The following is a 16,287-nucleotide window of genomic DNA, read 5'->3' as shown; positions in this document are numbered from 1 at the left end:
GCCGCGGGATCAGGTCAGTTCCTTGTTCGCCATCTCCGGCGCGAACGTCGTCGCGGTCGCGGTGATGGCGGCGCAGGCGATGAGCAGCAGCGAGACCGGCCAGGTAGCACCACCGCTCCACGCCATCAGAGACGCCGCGATCAACGGCGTCAACCCGCCGCTGATGGCCGCACCGACCTGAAAGCCGAGTGAGGCGCCGCTGTAGCGTAGCCGCGCGGAAAACAGCTCGGAGTACCAGGGCGCGCCGATGCCGAACATCACCATCTGGCCGAAGGTGATCGCGACCACGATGGTGCAGATGACGATGGTGGGATCGCGGGTATTGAGCAGCCAGAACAGCGGAAACGCAAACAGCGCCGAGAACAGGCAGCTCGCGTAGAACATCTTTTTGCGGCCGACGATGTCGGACAGCCAGCCGAACAAGGGAATGGCGAGCAGCGCCACCAGCGACGCGGCGAACGCGCCGTTCAGCACCACCCCGCGCGACAGCCCCAGATTGGCCGTGGCGTAGGACATCACGAACACGCCGCCGATGCTGGCATAGGCGATCTCGGAAATCTTGAGCCCGACGGCGGTGAAGAACGGCCGGCGGTGATGCCTGAAGATCTCGACAATCGGCATCTTCGCGACGTCCTTCTTGGCCTGGACCTGACGGAAGGCCGCGGTCTCCTCCATGTTGAGGCGGATGTAGAGACCGACGCCGACCAGGAGGATCGAGAGCAGGAACGGAATGCGCCAGCCATAGGTCATGAAGTCGCTCTCCGGCAGGCTCGCCACCAGCGCGAACATGCCGATCGCGGCGAGATTACCGATTGGGTTGCCGATCTGGACCATGCTGCCGAGCAGGCCGCGGCGATGCGTCGGGCAGTTCTCGACCACCATCAGCACGGCTCCGCCCCATTCACCACCGAGGCCGATGCCCTGGAGGAAGCGCAAGACGATCAGGAGCACCGGAGCGGCGATGCCGATCTGCTGGTAGGTTGGCAACAGGCCGATCAGGAAGGTGCCGATGCCCATCACCATGATCGTGATCGCGAGCATCGCCTTACGGCCGACCCGGTCGCCGTAGTGACCGAAGATCGCAGCGCCGAGCGGCCGCGCCAGAAAGCCGACGGCGTAGGTGCCGAACGCGGCGATGGTGGAGAGCGTGGGGTTGCCGGCGGCGAAGAAGACCTTGTTGAAGACCAGCGCGGTCGCCGCGCCGTAGATGAGGAAGTCGTACCATTCGACCGCGGTGCCGATCACGCTCGACCACACGATCCGTCGCAAGCTCGCCGCCTCGTCCGGCGCTACGTTCAGGGTTACGTCGTCTGCTACGGTCATCGATCTCTCCAGAAAGTACCGGCACCAAGGGAAGCAGTTGGTTCTGTCCGCGGAGCCCATCGGCAGCCGGGAACGGTAAAAATCGACCATGTTTACTGCTGGAAATCAACGCCACGGAATGCGGCAAATGCCGCCGGTCGCGGCAGAGTGCTTCATTTGCACTATTTTTTGGCTATTTTCCGCGATATGCCAGCGCACATGCTCACAATATCTGCGGCACTGCTTGAAATTTCCGCGCGGTAGTTTTCCTTTAGAATACAGCAGCAGGCTCCCGAAATGAGCAGCGCGCGGCGCCGGGCTGGCAGTCGGGCGGCATCTGTTGCAAAAAGGGGCCTCAGCAGTTCGGGAGACTCATGCGTGCTTGACGTCAGCAAAGCGACAGCGGTCGGAGCCAACATCCGCCAGACGCGGATTGCCAAGGGCCTGACGCTGGACCAGCTTGCGAAGCAAAGCGATCTCACGCGCGGCTACATCTCGCTGGTCGAGCGCAACCTCAAGATCCCCTCGCTGGCCGCGCTGCTGCGGATGGCCGCCGCACTCGAGGTCAATGTCGCCAACTTCTTCGACCCGAACGCCGAGCCCGCCCCGCGCTACACGCTGTTCCGCCGCGAAGGCGGCAATGTCCCGCTGTTCCAGGACAATTTTGGCGTGGTGCCGCTGGCAACCGGCCGCACCCGCAAAATGATGGAGCCGTTTCTGCTGAGCCCGCCGCACAAATCGGCGACGCGCGCCTCGCATGCGGGCGAGGAGCTGCTGTTCGTCATCAACGGCAAGATCGCGATCAAGCTCGACGGCGAGGAGCTGACGCTCGGCAAGGGCGACTGCCTGTATTTCTCAGGCGAGACGCCGCACGAAGTCAGGAGCCTCGGCCGGCAGAAAGCGGAAGTACTGGTCGTTGTCGCCCAGAACTCTTGACGCCGGGCCCCGGCAAATAGCCTAGCGAAACCAGTAGAAGCGCCCGGGCGGCGGCGGGATCGGCTCGGGCGGACGTAGCCGCTTCGGACGAACAGGTTTGGGCGGCGGCTCGGCGGATGAAGTGGTCTCCGCGGCCGGCGCGATCTCGGTCGCCGGCACCTTCACGGACAGCAGCAAGTTCGACTCGTGCATGCGCCAGCGATAGCCGACGCCGAAATCGATCGGCTGGGCGCGCGTGAACAGTTCGGCGTAGCGCTCCTGGTACCGGCCGGGGAATTCGCCGATCGGCCCGAGATAACGGCCGAACGGGAAGAACCGCCACTGCCGCGCATTGTAATTGGCAAGTGGAATGCCGGAATCGTCCTGGATGATGGTCGCGCTGTTGGCCAGCAGCCAGTCGCGGACGGCCGCGAAGTCGCCCTTGTGCAGAAGATAGGACGCGCTCTTGAGCAGGCTGTTGCCGGGCCCGAGCGTCTCGCAGAATTTCAGGAATCCCGTGTTACGCGCGCCGGCATTGGAAAGGTCGGTCGAGAAATAATACAGCGTGCGCGCCTCGCCGTCGGGGCCGGCAAACGTGATGCGGACGCCGTGCGTGGCGTTCGACCCCGGATTATCATTGCCGGTGTGCATCCCGCCCTTGGCATCGAGCGCGACCATCTCGACGTTGCGGATGGTCTTGCCGGAACGCGCGAGGAAAACGTAGAGGATCGGCAAGGTGCCGTTGACCTGGTTGGCGTGCAGATCGACCTTCATCTGCTTGGTGATGAAGAAGGAAAAGCTCAGGATCGAGCCGAGCGAGCGCTCGACATTATAGAGCGCAGCGCCGACCGAACCGTGCGGCAGCCGCGTCAGATCGGGCACAGCGCTGACCGGCTCCAGCGCGCCGAGCACGTAGGTGCTGGCCTTGGAATAGAAGGCGTTGGCGTAGAGAAAATCCGGGCCGCTGAACATGTAGAACATGGTCGGCCTGGGCGCAGCCAGGTTGACGTCGGACCAGGTGCGGATCTTGGCGAGCTGCCGCTGCTCGAGCTGGGAGAAGGCGCCGTCGAAGAATTTTGCGTGATGCTGCCAGCTGGGATCCCTGGTCAGCGGCACCAGCGGCGAGTCTGCCGAGGGCTGCATGCCCGCGAGGAAACGCGCGGTATCGTCGAAGGTGACGTCGGCAGCACGTACGGACGAGACGGCCGCAGCCAGCAAGGCAAGTGCGACGGCCGCAATTCTGAGGGGTCGAACCATGTCTATTCGCGATGTGATGAATTGCCAGCGGCGACCGGCCGCCTGCGGAAAACAGCATAAATCAACAGACCCGAGAGCATGACGAGCATCCCCGAGAGCGAATGCATCGGCCGCTCAGTCAAAAGGTAGTACATCATGAACCCGGTCACGAGCAGGAAAACGAGCGGCGTGAACGGGTATCCCCAGGCACGATAGGGTCTGGGGAGATCGGGATCGGTGATGCGCAGCTTGATGACACCGGCGACCGTGAAGAACGAGCAGAACAGCAGCGCGAACTGGATGAAGTCGAGCACCGCCTCGAAGCTGCGCGTGAACAGCAGCAGGTTGGCGACCACGAGCTGAAACAGGATGGCATAGGCCGGCGCGCCGCTCACCGACCGCTTCGAGAACACGCGCAGGGCCGGAATGTCCTCCCCCATCGTCATCATCACGCGCGGGCCGATCCACATCATCGCGGAGATCGATGAGATCAGGCCGAAGCAGATCATGGCGCCGACGATCCGTCCGCCGAAATTGCCGAAGATCGCGCTGCCGGCGACGCGGGCAACGTCGAGCTGGCCGGCGAGTGCACTGACGGGCGTGGAGTAGAGAAACACCGCATTCAGTGCGACGTAGAGCACGAGCACGATCAGCGTACCCGCGAGCAGCGCGCGCGGCAGATCCCGCTGCGGCATGTTCATCTCGCCGATGATGTAGGTCGCGGCATTCCAGCCCGAGAATGAGTACATCACGAAGACGAGCCCGATCGCGAAAGGCGCGCTGACGATATGCGCGAGATCGCCCGCCTGCGGCGTGAAGGCGATCGGCTGCGGCACGCCGATGATGAAGCCGGCGACCAGGAAGGCGACGATCAGCACGACCTTCAGGATGGTCGAGATCAGCTGGAAGGTCGAGGAGTGCCTGACGCCGGTCAGTTGCACGAGCGAGACCAGCCATACCACGCCGATGGCGAGCGGGATCGGCGGCAGACCGGGCACGACCGATTTGGCGTATTCGCCGAACGCCATCGCGGCGAGCGCGACGGGTGCTGCAAAGCCCACCGTCGCCGAGACCCAGCCGGCGAGAAAGCCGAACGCAGGATGGTAGGCGCGGCCGAGGAAATTGTATTCGCCGCTCGAGCGCGGAAACATCGCCCCTAGCTCGCTGTAGGAGAACACCCCGCACAGCGCGACAATGCCGCCGACGGTCCACAGCAACAGGATCGAGAAGCCCGAGGGGATGTCCTTGACCTGAAAGCCGAGGCTGGTGAAGACGCCGACCCCGACCATGTCGGCAACAACGATGGCGGTTGCGACCAGAACGGAGACCCCGGAGCCACCTCCGGTCAGCCGCCCGGTCCAGGGCGCGGGTCCCGCATCTGATGCCGTCATCGGGGTCCTTAAACCTCAGGCGTCACGCCTGATGGGAGCATCGTGCAGTTTGGTCCAGTCAATTCAAGCAGGGTTAACAAGGGTTAAATGAGGCGGCAGAAATAGGTATTTGAACACCCCTAATGCACGATCGAGGGCGATATACCTGCACAAACACCGGAGAATCCCGTTTCCGTCCCCCACAATCAGGACACGATTACATGGTCCTTTTAAGCATTCCGGATGTGGGGAAGTTTCTCCGGACACTTAACGTCGCCTAAACGCCAGTCGGCTCAATTGCCTAGAGATTGCCGATGGACGTGTGACTTGGGTCGTGACTTGGGGTCATGGGTGGATGGTCGGGGCCGTTCCGAAACTGAGAGCTGATGGTTGTGCCGACCGGACCACGTCCGGTTCGCGCGGTCGTGCGCTCCGGATCGGCCTGATCTCAGCCTTGGTGCCGCTGTCGCTGACGCTGGTTCAATGCGGCAATGCGCCCAACCCGGCGGCACTCGCAGCGAACTCGCAAGCCAATGTCCAGGTGGTCGCGAAAACCAATCCTCAACAAATTGCAAGCGGCGACACGTTCGAGGATCGCTTCCCTGCCCCGCAGTTTAGGGAACGCTTCCCCTCCGCGAGCGAGAGTTTTCTGCAACGGCAGACGTCGGACTTCTCGCCCAAGCGCGCCGTGCAGCAGCAACCGGAGCAGGCGCCGTACAAGGTGGCCTCGCTCGCACCGCAAGTCCCCTACCAGCGTCCGGCACGTGACGATCTGACGACGCTCGTCAGCATGAAATCGTCGGCCTTCCCCTATTTCGGCAACAATCCCGCTTCCGACGCGCCCTTCCTCAACATCTCCAAGGGCGACCGCCGCGGCCATCGCAGCTATTCGGGGCGCGTCTACTGGCAGGACGAGACCTACAGCGACAGCCGCGTGCTGGTGCACGTCCCCGAGCATTTCGACGTGCGCAAGCCGGGCGTGATCGTGCTGTTCTTCCACGGCAATGGCGCGACCCTGGAACGCGACGTGCGCGACCGGCAGTTGGTGCCGCAGCAGATCACCGATTCCGGCGCCAATGCCATCCTGCTCGCGCCGCAGATGGCGATCGATGCCGCCGATTCCAGCGCCGGAAAGTTCTGGCAGGCCGGCGGCCTCAAGCGCTTCATGGACGAGTCCGCGAGCCATCTCGCCCGGCTCACCGGCGATCCCAACAGCGCCCGCGCCTTCGCCAACATGCCGATCGTCATCGTCGGCTACAGCGGCGGCTTCCTGCCGACCGCGTGGAGCCTCGAGGTCGGCGGCATCAGCGACCGCGTCCGCGGCGTGGTGCTGCTCGATGCCGTCTATGGCGAAATGGACAAGTTCGCCTCGTGGATCGAGAGCCACCGCTCCGGTTTCTTCGTCAGCTCTTACACCCGCGGCACCGCACGGCGCGACCGCGAGCTGATGAGCATGCTCAGGCAGAAGGGCATTGGCGTCTCCGAGGACATGGACGGCCCCTTGCGTCCCGGCAGCGTGGTGTTCGTCGAGACCGGCGACGGCATCACCCATCGTGACTACGTCAACCGCGCGTGGACGCAATATCCGCTGAAGGACGTGCTGGTGAAGATGTCAGCGACGCCCGCACTGGCGCTGACGCGCGTGGCGACCACCAGCTCTTCCGCATCGGGCCGCTAATCCAAATATTGCGCGAGCCGGCATTTGGCCGCGCTGCCTGCAATTCTCTCAAGCTTTGATCAAAATGTGATGTTGATGGCCGATATCTCCGGGACCCACCGGATTGCTTCCGCTGGCCACGATCATAGTTTGCCGGCCAAGTTGCACTTGGAATTCTGCGAGGACAGGTAGTGCGTCAGGGACTGTACAAGGTCGACTTCCACACGGTTCATGGAACCGGCTCCGGCGTCGTCTATGTGACCGACGGAAAGATGCGCGGCGGCAATTCCGCTTTCGCCTTCATCGGCACTTACACGGGTGAAGGCGACAGCATCAAGGTCAAGATCTCGACCCAGCGCTACAATGACGATCCGTCCTTCAAGCCGCTGTTCGGGAACGACAGGATCACGCTGACGCTCGCCGGCCGCGAGGACGGCGACACGGCGGAATTCGAAGGCACCGCGCTGCAAGTACCGGGCGTGGCCTTCAGGGCCGTTTTGAGCCGGATCAGCGACTAGCCGTCCGGCTCTTGGTCTTCAGGTATTGATCTTCAGGTTTTGGGTAGCTTCGGAATGCTCTCGGCGAAACCGTTGTAGCAGGCCAGCCGCTCATCCTCTTCCTTGAAGAAACGGCAATCGGCGTAGCCCTTGGCCTTCGCCGGCTTGGGCTTTGGCGCCGGCGGCATCACCCCATCGTAGCAGTTGAGGCGGTCCTTGGTGCCGTCGTCGATGTCGAGGCAGGCCTGGAGCCGAGCCGCGATCGACTGCGGCTTGCCCTTCGGCGCCGCGGCCGGTTTGGCCGCTGCCTCTTTGGTCCCCACCGCCTTGGTCCCCTTGGGCTTGACCTGCACCAGCGGCTTGTCCCCGATCATTGGTGGCTTGTCGGTTTGCGCGAACGCGGAAGCTGAATAGAGCACCGCGGCAACCGCCAGAATCATCCTCATTTCAGTCAACTCTCTTTGGTCCCCATGCCTCGCCTTCTAGCGCTCTGACGCGCCGTTTGCCAAGCACCTTGCGCACAGGAAAACGCGGGATTCAGGCCGTGGCCGCCGCAGTCGGCCGGGGCCTGGTCAGGATTACCAGGACCAGCGCCGCCACGACGAAGCCGACTGCGACGAAGCCGAGCGGATGCAGCAGTTCGCGGGCGAACAGCAATCCGCCGATGGCGGAGCCGACCGCCTGGCCGATATAGAGGACGGAGGTGTTGAGCGCGACAGTCGCCGACGCAAGCTGCGGCGCGGCCGCAACCAGCCGCACCTGCTGCATCGAATTGGTCGAGGCAAAGCCGAGACCCCAGATCGCGACCGCACCCGCCATCAACACGAGCGTGCCGGCCCCGAGCGCCCATCCCGTGACGCCTGCAAGCAGCAGGCAGGTGAATAGCAGCGAGGTACGATAAGGCCCCCAGGTGTCGACGATGCGGGTCGCGATCACGACGCCGAGGAAGCCGCAGACGCCGTAAATGCCGAACACCATGCCGATCGCATCGGGGCCGGCATCGGTGAGCTTCTTGAGCAGCGGGCCCATGAAGGTGAACACCACGAACTGCCCGGACATTTGCAGCATCGTGATCGCAAGCAGCAACAGGATCGTCCTATTCCGGCCGACTGCGCTCCAGGTCTTCAGATCCACCGGCGTGCCCTTCAGGCCCGACGGCAGGCGCAGCAGCAACAACAGGAAGCTGATGCAGCCGAGCACGCCGATCCCGCCATGGGCCGCGCGCCAGCCATAGCGGCTGGCGATGAAGGTGATCAGCGGCAGGCCGACGGCGGCAGCCAGCGACCAGCCGAGAAAGATATAGGCGATGGTGCTGCCACGCCGCTCCACCGGCACGATCAGCGCCGCCGTCCCCGCCGCCTGCGGCGTGTAGAGCGCACCGACCGCGAGCATCACCAGGCGGATGACGAGCAGGCTCGTGTAGTCGGGCGCGAAGGCCGAGGCGAGATTGCCCAGAGCGAGCACCGCAAGCGTCGTCGTCAGCAGCGTCCGCCGCTCGATCCGGCTGGTGAGCCAGGCCGTCAGCGGCGAGCCGATGCAGAGCGTGACCGCGCCGAAGGTGATCAGCAGCGCGGCCGAATGGATGCTGATGCCGAGCCCCGACGACAATTCCGGCAGCATGCCCGCCGGCGCGAGCACCGAGCTGCCGGTGACGAGATTGCCCAGCATCAGGGCGGTTGGCGTGAAACGGCCGGCAGCGGGCGGATTTTCCATGCAGATGCATGTAGAGCAGCCGCGCGACCAGTTAAAGGGCGCGGTTCGAAATAGTTGGAGCACCGCCCCGGCTTTTGCGCGCCACTTTCTTGGAAATGCCGGATTGCACAGGCCGAATCGCCTGATATATCGCTCGTTCCCGCTTACCTGCGCTCGTTCGCAGGAGTGAGCTTCAGGAGAAAAGCAATGACCGACCAGAAAAAATCCGAATCCGGTTTCCAATACAGCCTGAGCAATCTCAAACCCGTGAACCCCGCCGCCAAAGTTACCCTCACCTTCCCCGACGGCGCCCAGCGCCAATATGACCAGAGCATCACCGGCCTCGAGATCGCCAAGGGCATCTCGCCGTCGCTGGCCAAGCGCACGGTCGCGATGGCGCTCGACGGCGTGGTCTGCGACCTCGACGACGCAATCGAAGCCGATGCCAAGATCGAGCTGATCAACCGCGACGATCCGCGCGCGCTCGAGCTGATCCGCCATGACTGCGCACACGTGCTGGCAGAGGCCGTGCAGACGCTGTGGCCGGGCACCCAGGTCACCATCGGCCCCGTGATCGAGAACGGCTTCTATTACGACTTCTTTCGCAACGAGCCGTTCACGCCGGAAGACTTTGCGGGAATCGAAAAGAAGATGCGCGAGCTGATCGCGCGCGACAAACCTTTCACGAAAGAGGTTTGGGATCGCGAAAAGACAAAACAGGTGTTCCGCGACAAGGGCGAGGCCTTCAAGGTCGAGCTGGTCGACGCCATCCCCGGCAACGAGCCGATCAAGATCTACTACCAGGGCGACTGGTTCGATCTCTGCCGCGGCCCGCACATGACCTCGACCGGCAAGGTCGGCAACGCCTTCAAGCTGATGAAGGTGGCCGGCGCCTATTGGCGCGGCGACAGCAACAATCCGATGCTGACGCGCATCTACGGCACCGCCTTCGCCAAGCAGGAGGATCTCGACGCCTATCTGAAGCAGATCGAGGAAGCCGAGAAGCGCGACCACCGCAAGCTCGGACGCGAGCTCGACCTCTTCCACTTCCAGGAGGAAGGTCCGGGCGTCGTGTTCTGGCACGCCAAGGGCTGGACCATCTTCCAGCAGCTGATCGCCTATATGCGCCGGCGCCTCGCCGGCGACTACAGCGAGGTCAACGCGCCGCAGATCCTCGACAAGTCGCTGTGGGAGACCTCGGGCCATTGGGGCTGGTACCGCGAGAACATGTTCGCGGCGCAGTCGGCCGGTGACGAGGCCGAGGACAAGCGCTGGTTTGCGCTCAAGCCGATGAACTGCCCGGGTCACGTGCAGATCTTCAAGCATGGCCTGAAGAGCTACCGCGATTTGCCGCTGCGGCTCGCCGAGTTCGGCGTGGTGCATCGCTACGAGCCATCAGGCGCCATGCACGGGTTGATGCGCGTGCGCGGCTTCACCCAGGACGACGCGCACGTCTTCTGCATGGAGGACCAGCTTGCCGACGAGTGCCTGAAGATCAACGATTTGATCCTGTCGACCTACGCGGATTTCGGCTTCACCGGCGATCTCACGGTGAAGCTGTCGACCCGGCCTGACAAGCGCGTCGGCACCGATGCGATGTGGGATCACGCCGAGCGCGTGATGGCCACCGTGCTGAGCCAGATCCAGGCTCAGAACAACCACATCAAGACCGAGATCAATCCGGGCGAAGGCGCCTTCTACGGCCCGAAGTTCGAATATGTGCTGCGCGATGCCATCGGCCGCGACTGGCAGTGCGGCACCACGCAGGTCGACTTCAACCTGCCGGAGCGGTTCGGTGCGTTCTACATCGACCATGACAGCGGCAAGAAGGCGCCGGTGATGGTGCACCGTGCGATCTGCGGTTCGATGGAGCGCTTCATTGGCATCCTGATCGAGCACTATGCCGGCAACTTCCCGCTCTGGCTCTCGCCGGTGCAGGTGGTGGTCACCACCATCACGTCGGAAGCCGACGAATATGCCAAGCAGGTGCTGGAGCAGGTCCGTCGCGCGGGCCTTAGGGCCGAGATCGACCTTCGCAACGAGAAGATCAACTACAAGGTCCGCGAGCATTCGCTGGCCAAGACCCCGGCGCTGCTCGTGTGCGGCAAGAAGGAGGCCGAGACGCAGTCGGTTTCGATCCGACGGCTCGGCAGCGACGGCCAGACGGTGATGACGACGGCGGAGGCGATCACCGCCCTCGTCGAAGAGGCCACCCCGCCGGATGTCCGGCGGGCTCGCGACGCGGCCTGATCCCTGAAATCGATCTAAACTCGCTTTCGGTTGCGGGCGTGCATGCCTATCTCGGCATGGCACGCCCGACGACCAGCCGAAGAGGATATCGCAGTGCCTGACGCCATCGAACTCCTGAAGACCCGCCGCTCGGTCAAGCCGCGCGAGATGACCGGGCCCGGTCCCTCCCCGGCCGAACTCGAGACCATCCTCACCATCGGCGCCCGCGTGCCCGATCATGGCAAGCTTGCGCCCTGGCGCTTCATCATATTCGAAGGCGATGCGCGGATGCGCGCCGGCGAGGTGATCGCGAAGGTGTTTGCCCGCAAAAATCCCGGCGCGCCAGCGGCCGACGTCGAAACCGAACGCAAGCGCCTCACCGATGCGCCGCTGGTGATCGGCATCGTCAGCTTCACCAAGCCGCATCCCAAGGTGCCGGCGTGGGAGCAGGAATTGTCGGCGGGCGCCAGCGTCATGAACATCGTCACGGCTGCAACCGCGCTCGGTTACGGCGCCTGCTGGCTGAGCGGCTGGTTCTCGTTCGACCGCGACGTGCTCGATGGCCTCGGCCTCAAGCCTGACGAGAAGCTTGCCGGCTTCGTCCATATCGGCAAGCCGACCAAGCCGAGCGAGGATCGGCCGCGACCGTTCCTTTCGGAAATCGTGACGCGATTTTAATCGAAGTCTTGTTGACGCCTTGAACGACTTGCGGCTTTGATCCCGGCAAGGGAGGAAGCCCGGATGAAGCGTCGCGAATTTCTTGTCGGAGCCGCGCTGCTGGCCGGCTCGATGGCGCGCAGCCACGCGACCGACGTCCCCGCCCCGTCGCCCGACGGCCTCGACCGCATCACCGACTATTTCAACGACGAGGTGGGAAGCGGCCGGCTGCCGGGCGCGGTGATCCTGGTCCAGCAGCACGGCAAGCCGGTCTACTTCAAGACCTTTGGTGTGCGCGACACCAGGACGGGCCTCGCGATGACGCCCGATACGATCTTCGCCATCCACTCGATGACCAAGCCGATCACCTGCCTCGGCGCGATGATGCTGATCGACGAGGGCAAGCTCGCGCTCACCGACCCCGCGTCGAAATACATCCCGCTGTTCGCCGACACCAAGGTGGGCATCGAGCCGGACGGCACATCGAAGCTCAAACTCGAGCCGCCGGTCCGCCCCGTCAACATCGAGGATTTGCTGCGGCACACCTCGGGCATCAGCTACGACTATATCGGCGCCCCCTGGGTGATGCAGGTTTACGAGGCCGCCAATATTTTCGAAGGCCCCTTCAACAACAGGCAATTCGCCGACCGCATCGCGAAGCTGCCGCTCACGCGTCAGCCCGGGACGCTGTGGCGCTATGGCCATTCCACCGACGTGCTCGGCGCCGTCATCGAGATCATCTCGGGACAGACGCTGTACGAATTCCTGAAAGCACGCATCTTCGATCCGCTTGGCATGAGCAGCACAAAATTCGTGCTGAGGACTCCGGAGGAGCGCGCGCGGATGGCGCGGCCGCTGCCGAACGACCCGGTCCTGCTCGCCGGCGAGCGCGACCGCCTCGACCATCCCGAATGGGAATCCGGCGGCGGCGGGCTGCTCTCGACCATCACCGATTATCAGCGCTTCTCGCAGATGCTGCTCAATGGCGGCGAATTCGAAGGCAAGCGATACCTCAGCCCCGCAGCCTTCAAGGCCATGACGACCGATCACATCGGGCCAGGCTCGGGTGTGGGACGCGACTATTTCTATTTCCCGGGCGACGGTTTTGGCTATGGCTACGGCATCGGTGTGCGCACCGATCCCGGCAACGCAAAGCCTCCCCCGCCCGGCTCGCTCGGCGAATTGAAATGGGACGCGGGCAGCGGCACCTATTTCGGCGTCGATCCCAAGCTCGACATGGTCTACCTCATGATGCAGCAGACCCAGAACGAGCGCAGCCGCATCACGCCCGCCTTCAAGGCGCTGGTCTATGACTGCTACCCCGAGGGGCTACGCCGCCCGTGAGGCGCGCTGGCCGAAATCGGCGAGCAGCTTTGCGATCTCTCCGGCGGGCCGCGCCGCGCTGAACAGAAAACCCTGCACCTCGTTGCAACCTTCGGCACGCAGCCAGTCGAGCTGATCCTCGGTCTCGACGCCCTCCGCGGTCGTGATGATGTTGAGGCTGCGGCCAAGCCCGGAGATCGCGCGCACGATCGCGACGCAGTCGGGCCGCTCTGCCAGATCTTTGACGAAGGAACGGTCGATCTTGATCTTGTCGAAAGGAAAGCTGCGGAGATAGCTGAGGCTGGAATAGCCGGTGCCGAAATCATCCATGGAGATGCTGACGCCGAGCTCGCGCAGCTGATGCAGGATCGCGAGATTGGCGTCGGTCTCGGCCAGGAAGATCGACTCGGTGATCTCGAGCTCAAGCCGCTTCGGCGAAAGGCCGGATTGCGCCAGCGCCGAGATCACGACCTGAACCAGATTGCGGCTGCGGAATTGCACTGGCGAGAGATTGACCGCGACCTTGATGTCGGCAGGCCATTTGACGGCCTCGGCACAGGCTTCGCGCAACACCCACTCGCCAAGCTGGGTGATCAGGCCGATGTCTTCGGCAACCGGAATGAACTCCGCCGGCGAGATCATGCCTTTGTCGGGGTGATGCCAGCGCAACAACGACTCGAAGCCGGAGATGCGGTCGGAAGCGATCGATACCAGCGGCTGGTAGTGCAGCTCGAACTCGCCATTGGTAAACGCGCGGCGCAGATCGAGCTCCATGTCGCGACGCTTCTGCGCCTGAAGGTCCATCTCGCGCTCGAAGAAATGATGCACGCCGCCGCCGTCGGACTTCGCCCGGTACAGCGCCATGTCGGCGTTGCGCATCAACTCCTCCGACGTCGTACCGTCACCCGGCGACAGCGCGATGCCGATGCTGGCGCCGATCACCATTTCCTGGCCGTCGAGGTCATAGGGCGCCTTCAGCATGTCGATCAGCAGGGTCGCACAGGCGCTGGCCTCGTTCGGCGAGACGTCGGCCGCCAGGATCACCGCGAACTCATCGCCGCCAAGACGTGCCGCGAGATTGGCGCCGCGGACTGCGGTGGTCAGGCGTTCGGCAACTTCCTTCAGCAGGCGGTCGCCCGCCGGATGCCCGAAGGAATCGTTGATGTTCTTGAATAGGTCGAGATCGATGTAGAGCACGCCGACGCGCTTGCCGCCGGCCTGGTCGAGCGCCTGCTTCAGACGCTCCCGGAAATATTCGCGGTTCGGCAGGTCGGTCAGCCCGTCATGATGCGCCATGTGGGCGATCCGCGCCTCGGCCTTGCGTCGCTCGGTGATGTCGACCACCGCGACCAGATAGCCGTCGCGATCGTCAAAGGCGACGCGTCGGCCGAAGGTCAGCACCTCGATCTCGCTACCGTCGGCGCACAGGTGCCGCCAGTTGCGCGAGGAATGATAGGTGTCGCCGACGCGTTCGAGCGCCTCGGCGTGGCTGTCCCACTCGTCCTCCGGCCAGATCTCGGGCAGCTTCATGCGCAGGAAGGTGGCGCGGCTGTAGCCGTAATGCTGGACTGCGGCATCGTTGACGCTGAGAAATTCCTTGCTCTCGGCATCGAACACCCACATCGGCATCGGGTTGTTGTCGAACAGCAGGCGGAACGAGGCGTCGCGCCGCTTGAGCGCAGTGACGTCGGAGATCGTCAGCGAGACCACGTCCCCAAAGGCGGTGGCGCTGAGACAGAGATTGCGGCCATCGTGCTCGATCTCGAGCTGCCCGCCGCGGCCACCGGCGACGGTCTTGAGCAGGAATTTGATGATGTCGGGCGAGGCCAGCAAGGTGTCGCCCTCGCCGATCCGGCGCCACAACAGGCCGGCGCCTGCGGCTTTGAGCAGCATGCCGGCGCTCGTGTTGTGGTGCACGATCTGGAGATCGAACGGCTTGCCGCCGGCGTCGCGCAACGTCGCCAGCGAGATCACCGCGTCCTCGGTCGAGGAGAAAATCGCATCCAGCAAATTGTATTGCGTGCCGCGCTCGTTGACATAGGCGCCGACCAGCGTGGCGCCCCAGCGCGAGGCGGTCGGCAGCGCCAGCAAATCGTAGGTCCGGACCATGCCGTCGCGCACGCAATGCGCGCTCGCCTGGTGCGGCCGTCCGTTGTTCAGCGCGTTCGCCACCGCTTCCGACAGCGCGGTCGCGCAATCCGGCGACAATTCCGCGACCGGAATGTCCCAGCGCTCCTCGCCGAGCCATTTCTGCACGTAGCGTCCGCTGCGCGACAGTTCGAGCGCACCGTCATTCTTCAGCAGCGCGATGTGATCGGCGAGCCGACCGAGGCTGCCAAGCATCACGTCTTCATAGCGCGGCAGCCGTTCGCCCGGCTTCAACGCGGCGCGCCATTTGCGCTGAAGCACCGGGATGTCGTCAAACATTTCGGTGGCCGGTTTTCCCGGCATCTTCTTCGCGGCAGTCATTGCAGTCCCCAACGCACTTTCCCCGCGCATCCAATGCAGGCGCGCTTAATGCCGTGTAAAAAGGACGCAGTTGCGCGTTCCATTTGGCGATTATGACAGTTTTAAGTCAGGCGTTGGTTAGTGCGCGTTAGAGACTATGACGGTTTTGTTTGCGCGAAACTGCATCAACTCCGTCGTTGCGACGGAAGCCACTCTCTCCTGTCCCGGACGCGCTGCAACGCTCTTGGCGTTGCTGCGCAGAGCCGGGACCCAGGAAGCCACACAGCACGCCGCAACATGGGCCCCGGCTCTGCAGCGCATCACTTCGTGCTGCGCAGCGTCCGGGGCAAGAGACCTTCGTTGAATAGCTGACATAGGTTCGTATCCTCGCGGCTCATCTCGCCCGAGCTTTGCTTCGCCGTCTCACCCTCAATTGAAAGAGGGCGCAGGGAAGACCGGGAGCCGGCTGGCTCCCATTGTCCGCTATGCCATGAGTAGATTGCGCTACACTGCACAGCGGGTAACAGGGCAACCGGGGCATCCCGGCCTTCCCTGCGCAATGGTTGGAACGGCGTATGTCGTGCTCTCCCCGGGGAGCGATGCACTATTGCCCCCGTCGTCTTGCAGATGACTGATGCGCGCGCCCGGTCGGGCCGCCACATCACCGCAAGACTTGACGCACAGACCCCGGGCGTCAGGACCACACGATTTTGCCGTACGCCGATCACACCGGTCGTGCGCGCGACGCCTTCGCTCACGGTTGCCCGCCCTGCGAAAGCCTTCGCGCCGATGTTATCAGCGTCCATCACCGCCCGGCCCGCGTTCGTGACGATCGCGATACGCCCCTCTTCCTTGGGCCGGGTTGCGGCGATGCATACGCCGTTTCCGAATTTCGGTAAAGTGGAATATTTTCGCACTAACCCATTGACCGACAGTTTGGGTGTTTTGCCCGACGGGTCAC

The 16,287-nt window shown here is 63.8% G+C and carries 12 protein-coding genes; 6 read left to right on the top strand and 6 right to left on the bottom strand.

All coding sequences use genetic code 11. From position 1 onward, the window contains the following. Positions 1-9: 9 nt before the first annotated feature. On the bottom strand, positions 10-1,323 hold the full coding sequence (locus tag BMW89_RS18415; protein WP_092028390.1) for an MFS transporter: 1,314 nt from the start codon (positions 1,321-1,323) through the stop codon (positions 10-12). Positions 1,324-1,680: 357 nt separating this feature from the next. On the opposite strand from BMW89_RS18415, the gene BMW89_RS18410 reads away from it, so the two are divergent. Then, positions 1,681-2,238 carry a helix-turn-helix domain-containing protein gene (locus BMW89_RS18410; protein WP_092028389.1) on the top strand — a complete coding sequence of 186 codons (558 nt, stop codon included), beginning with the start codon at positions 1,681-1,683 and terminating at the stop codon, positions 2,236-2,238. Between the two features lie 21 nt (positions 2,239-2,259). Here the strand turns inward: BMW89_RS18410 and BMW89_RS18405 are convergent, their stop codons facing one another. Beyond that, on the bottom strand, positions 2,260-3,474 hold the full coding sequence (locus BMW89_RS18405) for a hypothetical protein (protein ID WP_092028388.1): 1,215 nt from the start codon (positions 3,472-3,474) through the stop codon (positions 2,260-2,262). A gap of 2 nt (positions 3,475-3,476) precedes the next feature. Continuing rightward, positions 3,477-4,844: an APC family permease gene (locus tag BMW89_RS18400; RefSeq protein WP_092028387.1), complete on the bottom strand. Its 1,368-nt coding sequence runs from the start codon at positions 4,842-4,844 to the stop codon at positions 3,477-3,479. Positions 4,845-5,178: 334 nt separating this feature from the next. Between BMW89_RS18400 and BMW89_RS18395 the strand changes: the two genes are divergently transcribed. Beyond that, a complete protein-coding gene (locus BMW89_RS18395; RefSeq protein WP_092028386.1) occupies positions 5,179-6,501 on the top strand; it encodes an alpha/beta hydrolase in 1,323 nt (440 codons plus the stop codon). Positions 6,502-6,671: 170 nt separating this feature from the next. Continuing rightward, the gene (locus BMW89_RS18390) at positions 6,672-6,998 is read left to right on the top strand and encodes a GrlR family regulatory protein (protein ID WP_092028385.1); all 327 of its coding nucleotides are present in this window, start codon (positions 6,672-6,674) and stop codon (positions 6,996-6,998) included. 32 nt (positions 6,999-7,030) lie between these two features. Here the strand turns inward: BMW89_RS18390 and BMW89_RS18385 are convergent, their stop codons facing one another. Together BMW89_RS18385 and BMW89_RS18380 are read right to left on the bottom strand one after the other, a co-directional pair. Further along, positions 7,031-7,423: a hypothetical protein gene (locus BMW89_RS18385; protein ID WP_092028384.1), complete on the bottom strand. Its 393-nt coding sequence runs from the start codon at positions 7,421-7,423 to the stop codon at positions 7,031-7,033. A 91-nt stretch (positions 7,424-7,514) separates the two neighbouring features. After that, positions 7,515-8,690 (bottom strand): MFS transporter, encoded by a 1,176-nt coding sequence (locus BMW89_RS18380; protein WP_092028383.1) that lies wholly within the window; start codon positions 8,688-8,690, stop codon positions 7,515-7,517. Between the two features lie 186 nt (positions 8,691-8,876). Between BMW89_RS18380 and thrS the strand changes: the two genes are divergently transcribed. The 3 genes from thrS (at position 8,877) to BMW89_RS18365 (ending at position 12,899) form a co-directional block, all read left to right on the top strand. Then, complete coding sequence (gene thrS / locus BMW89_RS18375) at positions 8,877-10,919, top strand: threonine--tRNA ligase (RefSeq protein ID WP_177196138.1); 2,043 nt, start codon at positions 8,877-8,879, stop codon at positions 10,917-10,919. 93 nt (positions 10,920-11,012) lie between these two features. Continuing rightward, positions 11,013-11,576: a nitroreductase family protein gene (locus tag BMW89_RS18370; RefSeq protein WP_177196137.1), complete on the top strand. Its 564-nt coding sequence runs from the start codon at positions 11,013-11,015 to the stop codon at positions 11,574-11,576. Positions 11,577-11,639: 63 nt separating this feature from the next. Then, positions 11,640-12,899, top strand: a complete 1,260-nt coding sequence (locus tag BMW89_RS18365) for a serine hydrolase domain-containing protein (RefSeq protein ID WP_092028380.1) — start codon at positions 11,640-11,642, stop codon at positions 12,897-12,899. Here BMW89_RS18365 and BMW89_RS18360 read toward each other — a convergent pair. After that, positions 12,885-15,347, bottom strand: coding sequence for a putative bifunctional diguanylate cyclase/phosphodiesterase (locus BMW89_RS18360; protein WP_092028379.1), 2,463 nt, complete (start codon positions 15,345-15,347; stop codon positions 12,885-12,887). The two genes, BMW89_RS18365 and BMW89_RS18360, sit on opposite strands and share 15 nt — an antisense overlap. Between the last annotated feature and the right edge of the window lie 940 nt (positions 15,348-16,287).

The sequence above is a fragment of the Bradyrhizobium sp. OK095 genome (assembly GCF_900109945.1).
GTDB lineage: Bacteria > Pseudomonadota > Alphaproteobacteria > Rhizobiales > Xanthobacteraceae > Bradyrhizobium.
This window is presented reverse-complemented; position numbering and strand designations above follow the sequence as displayed.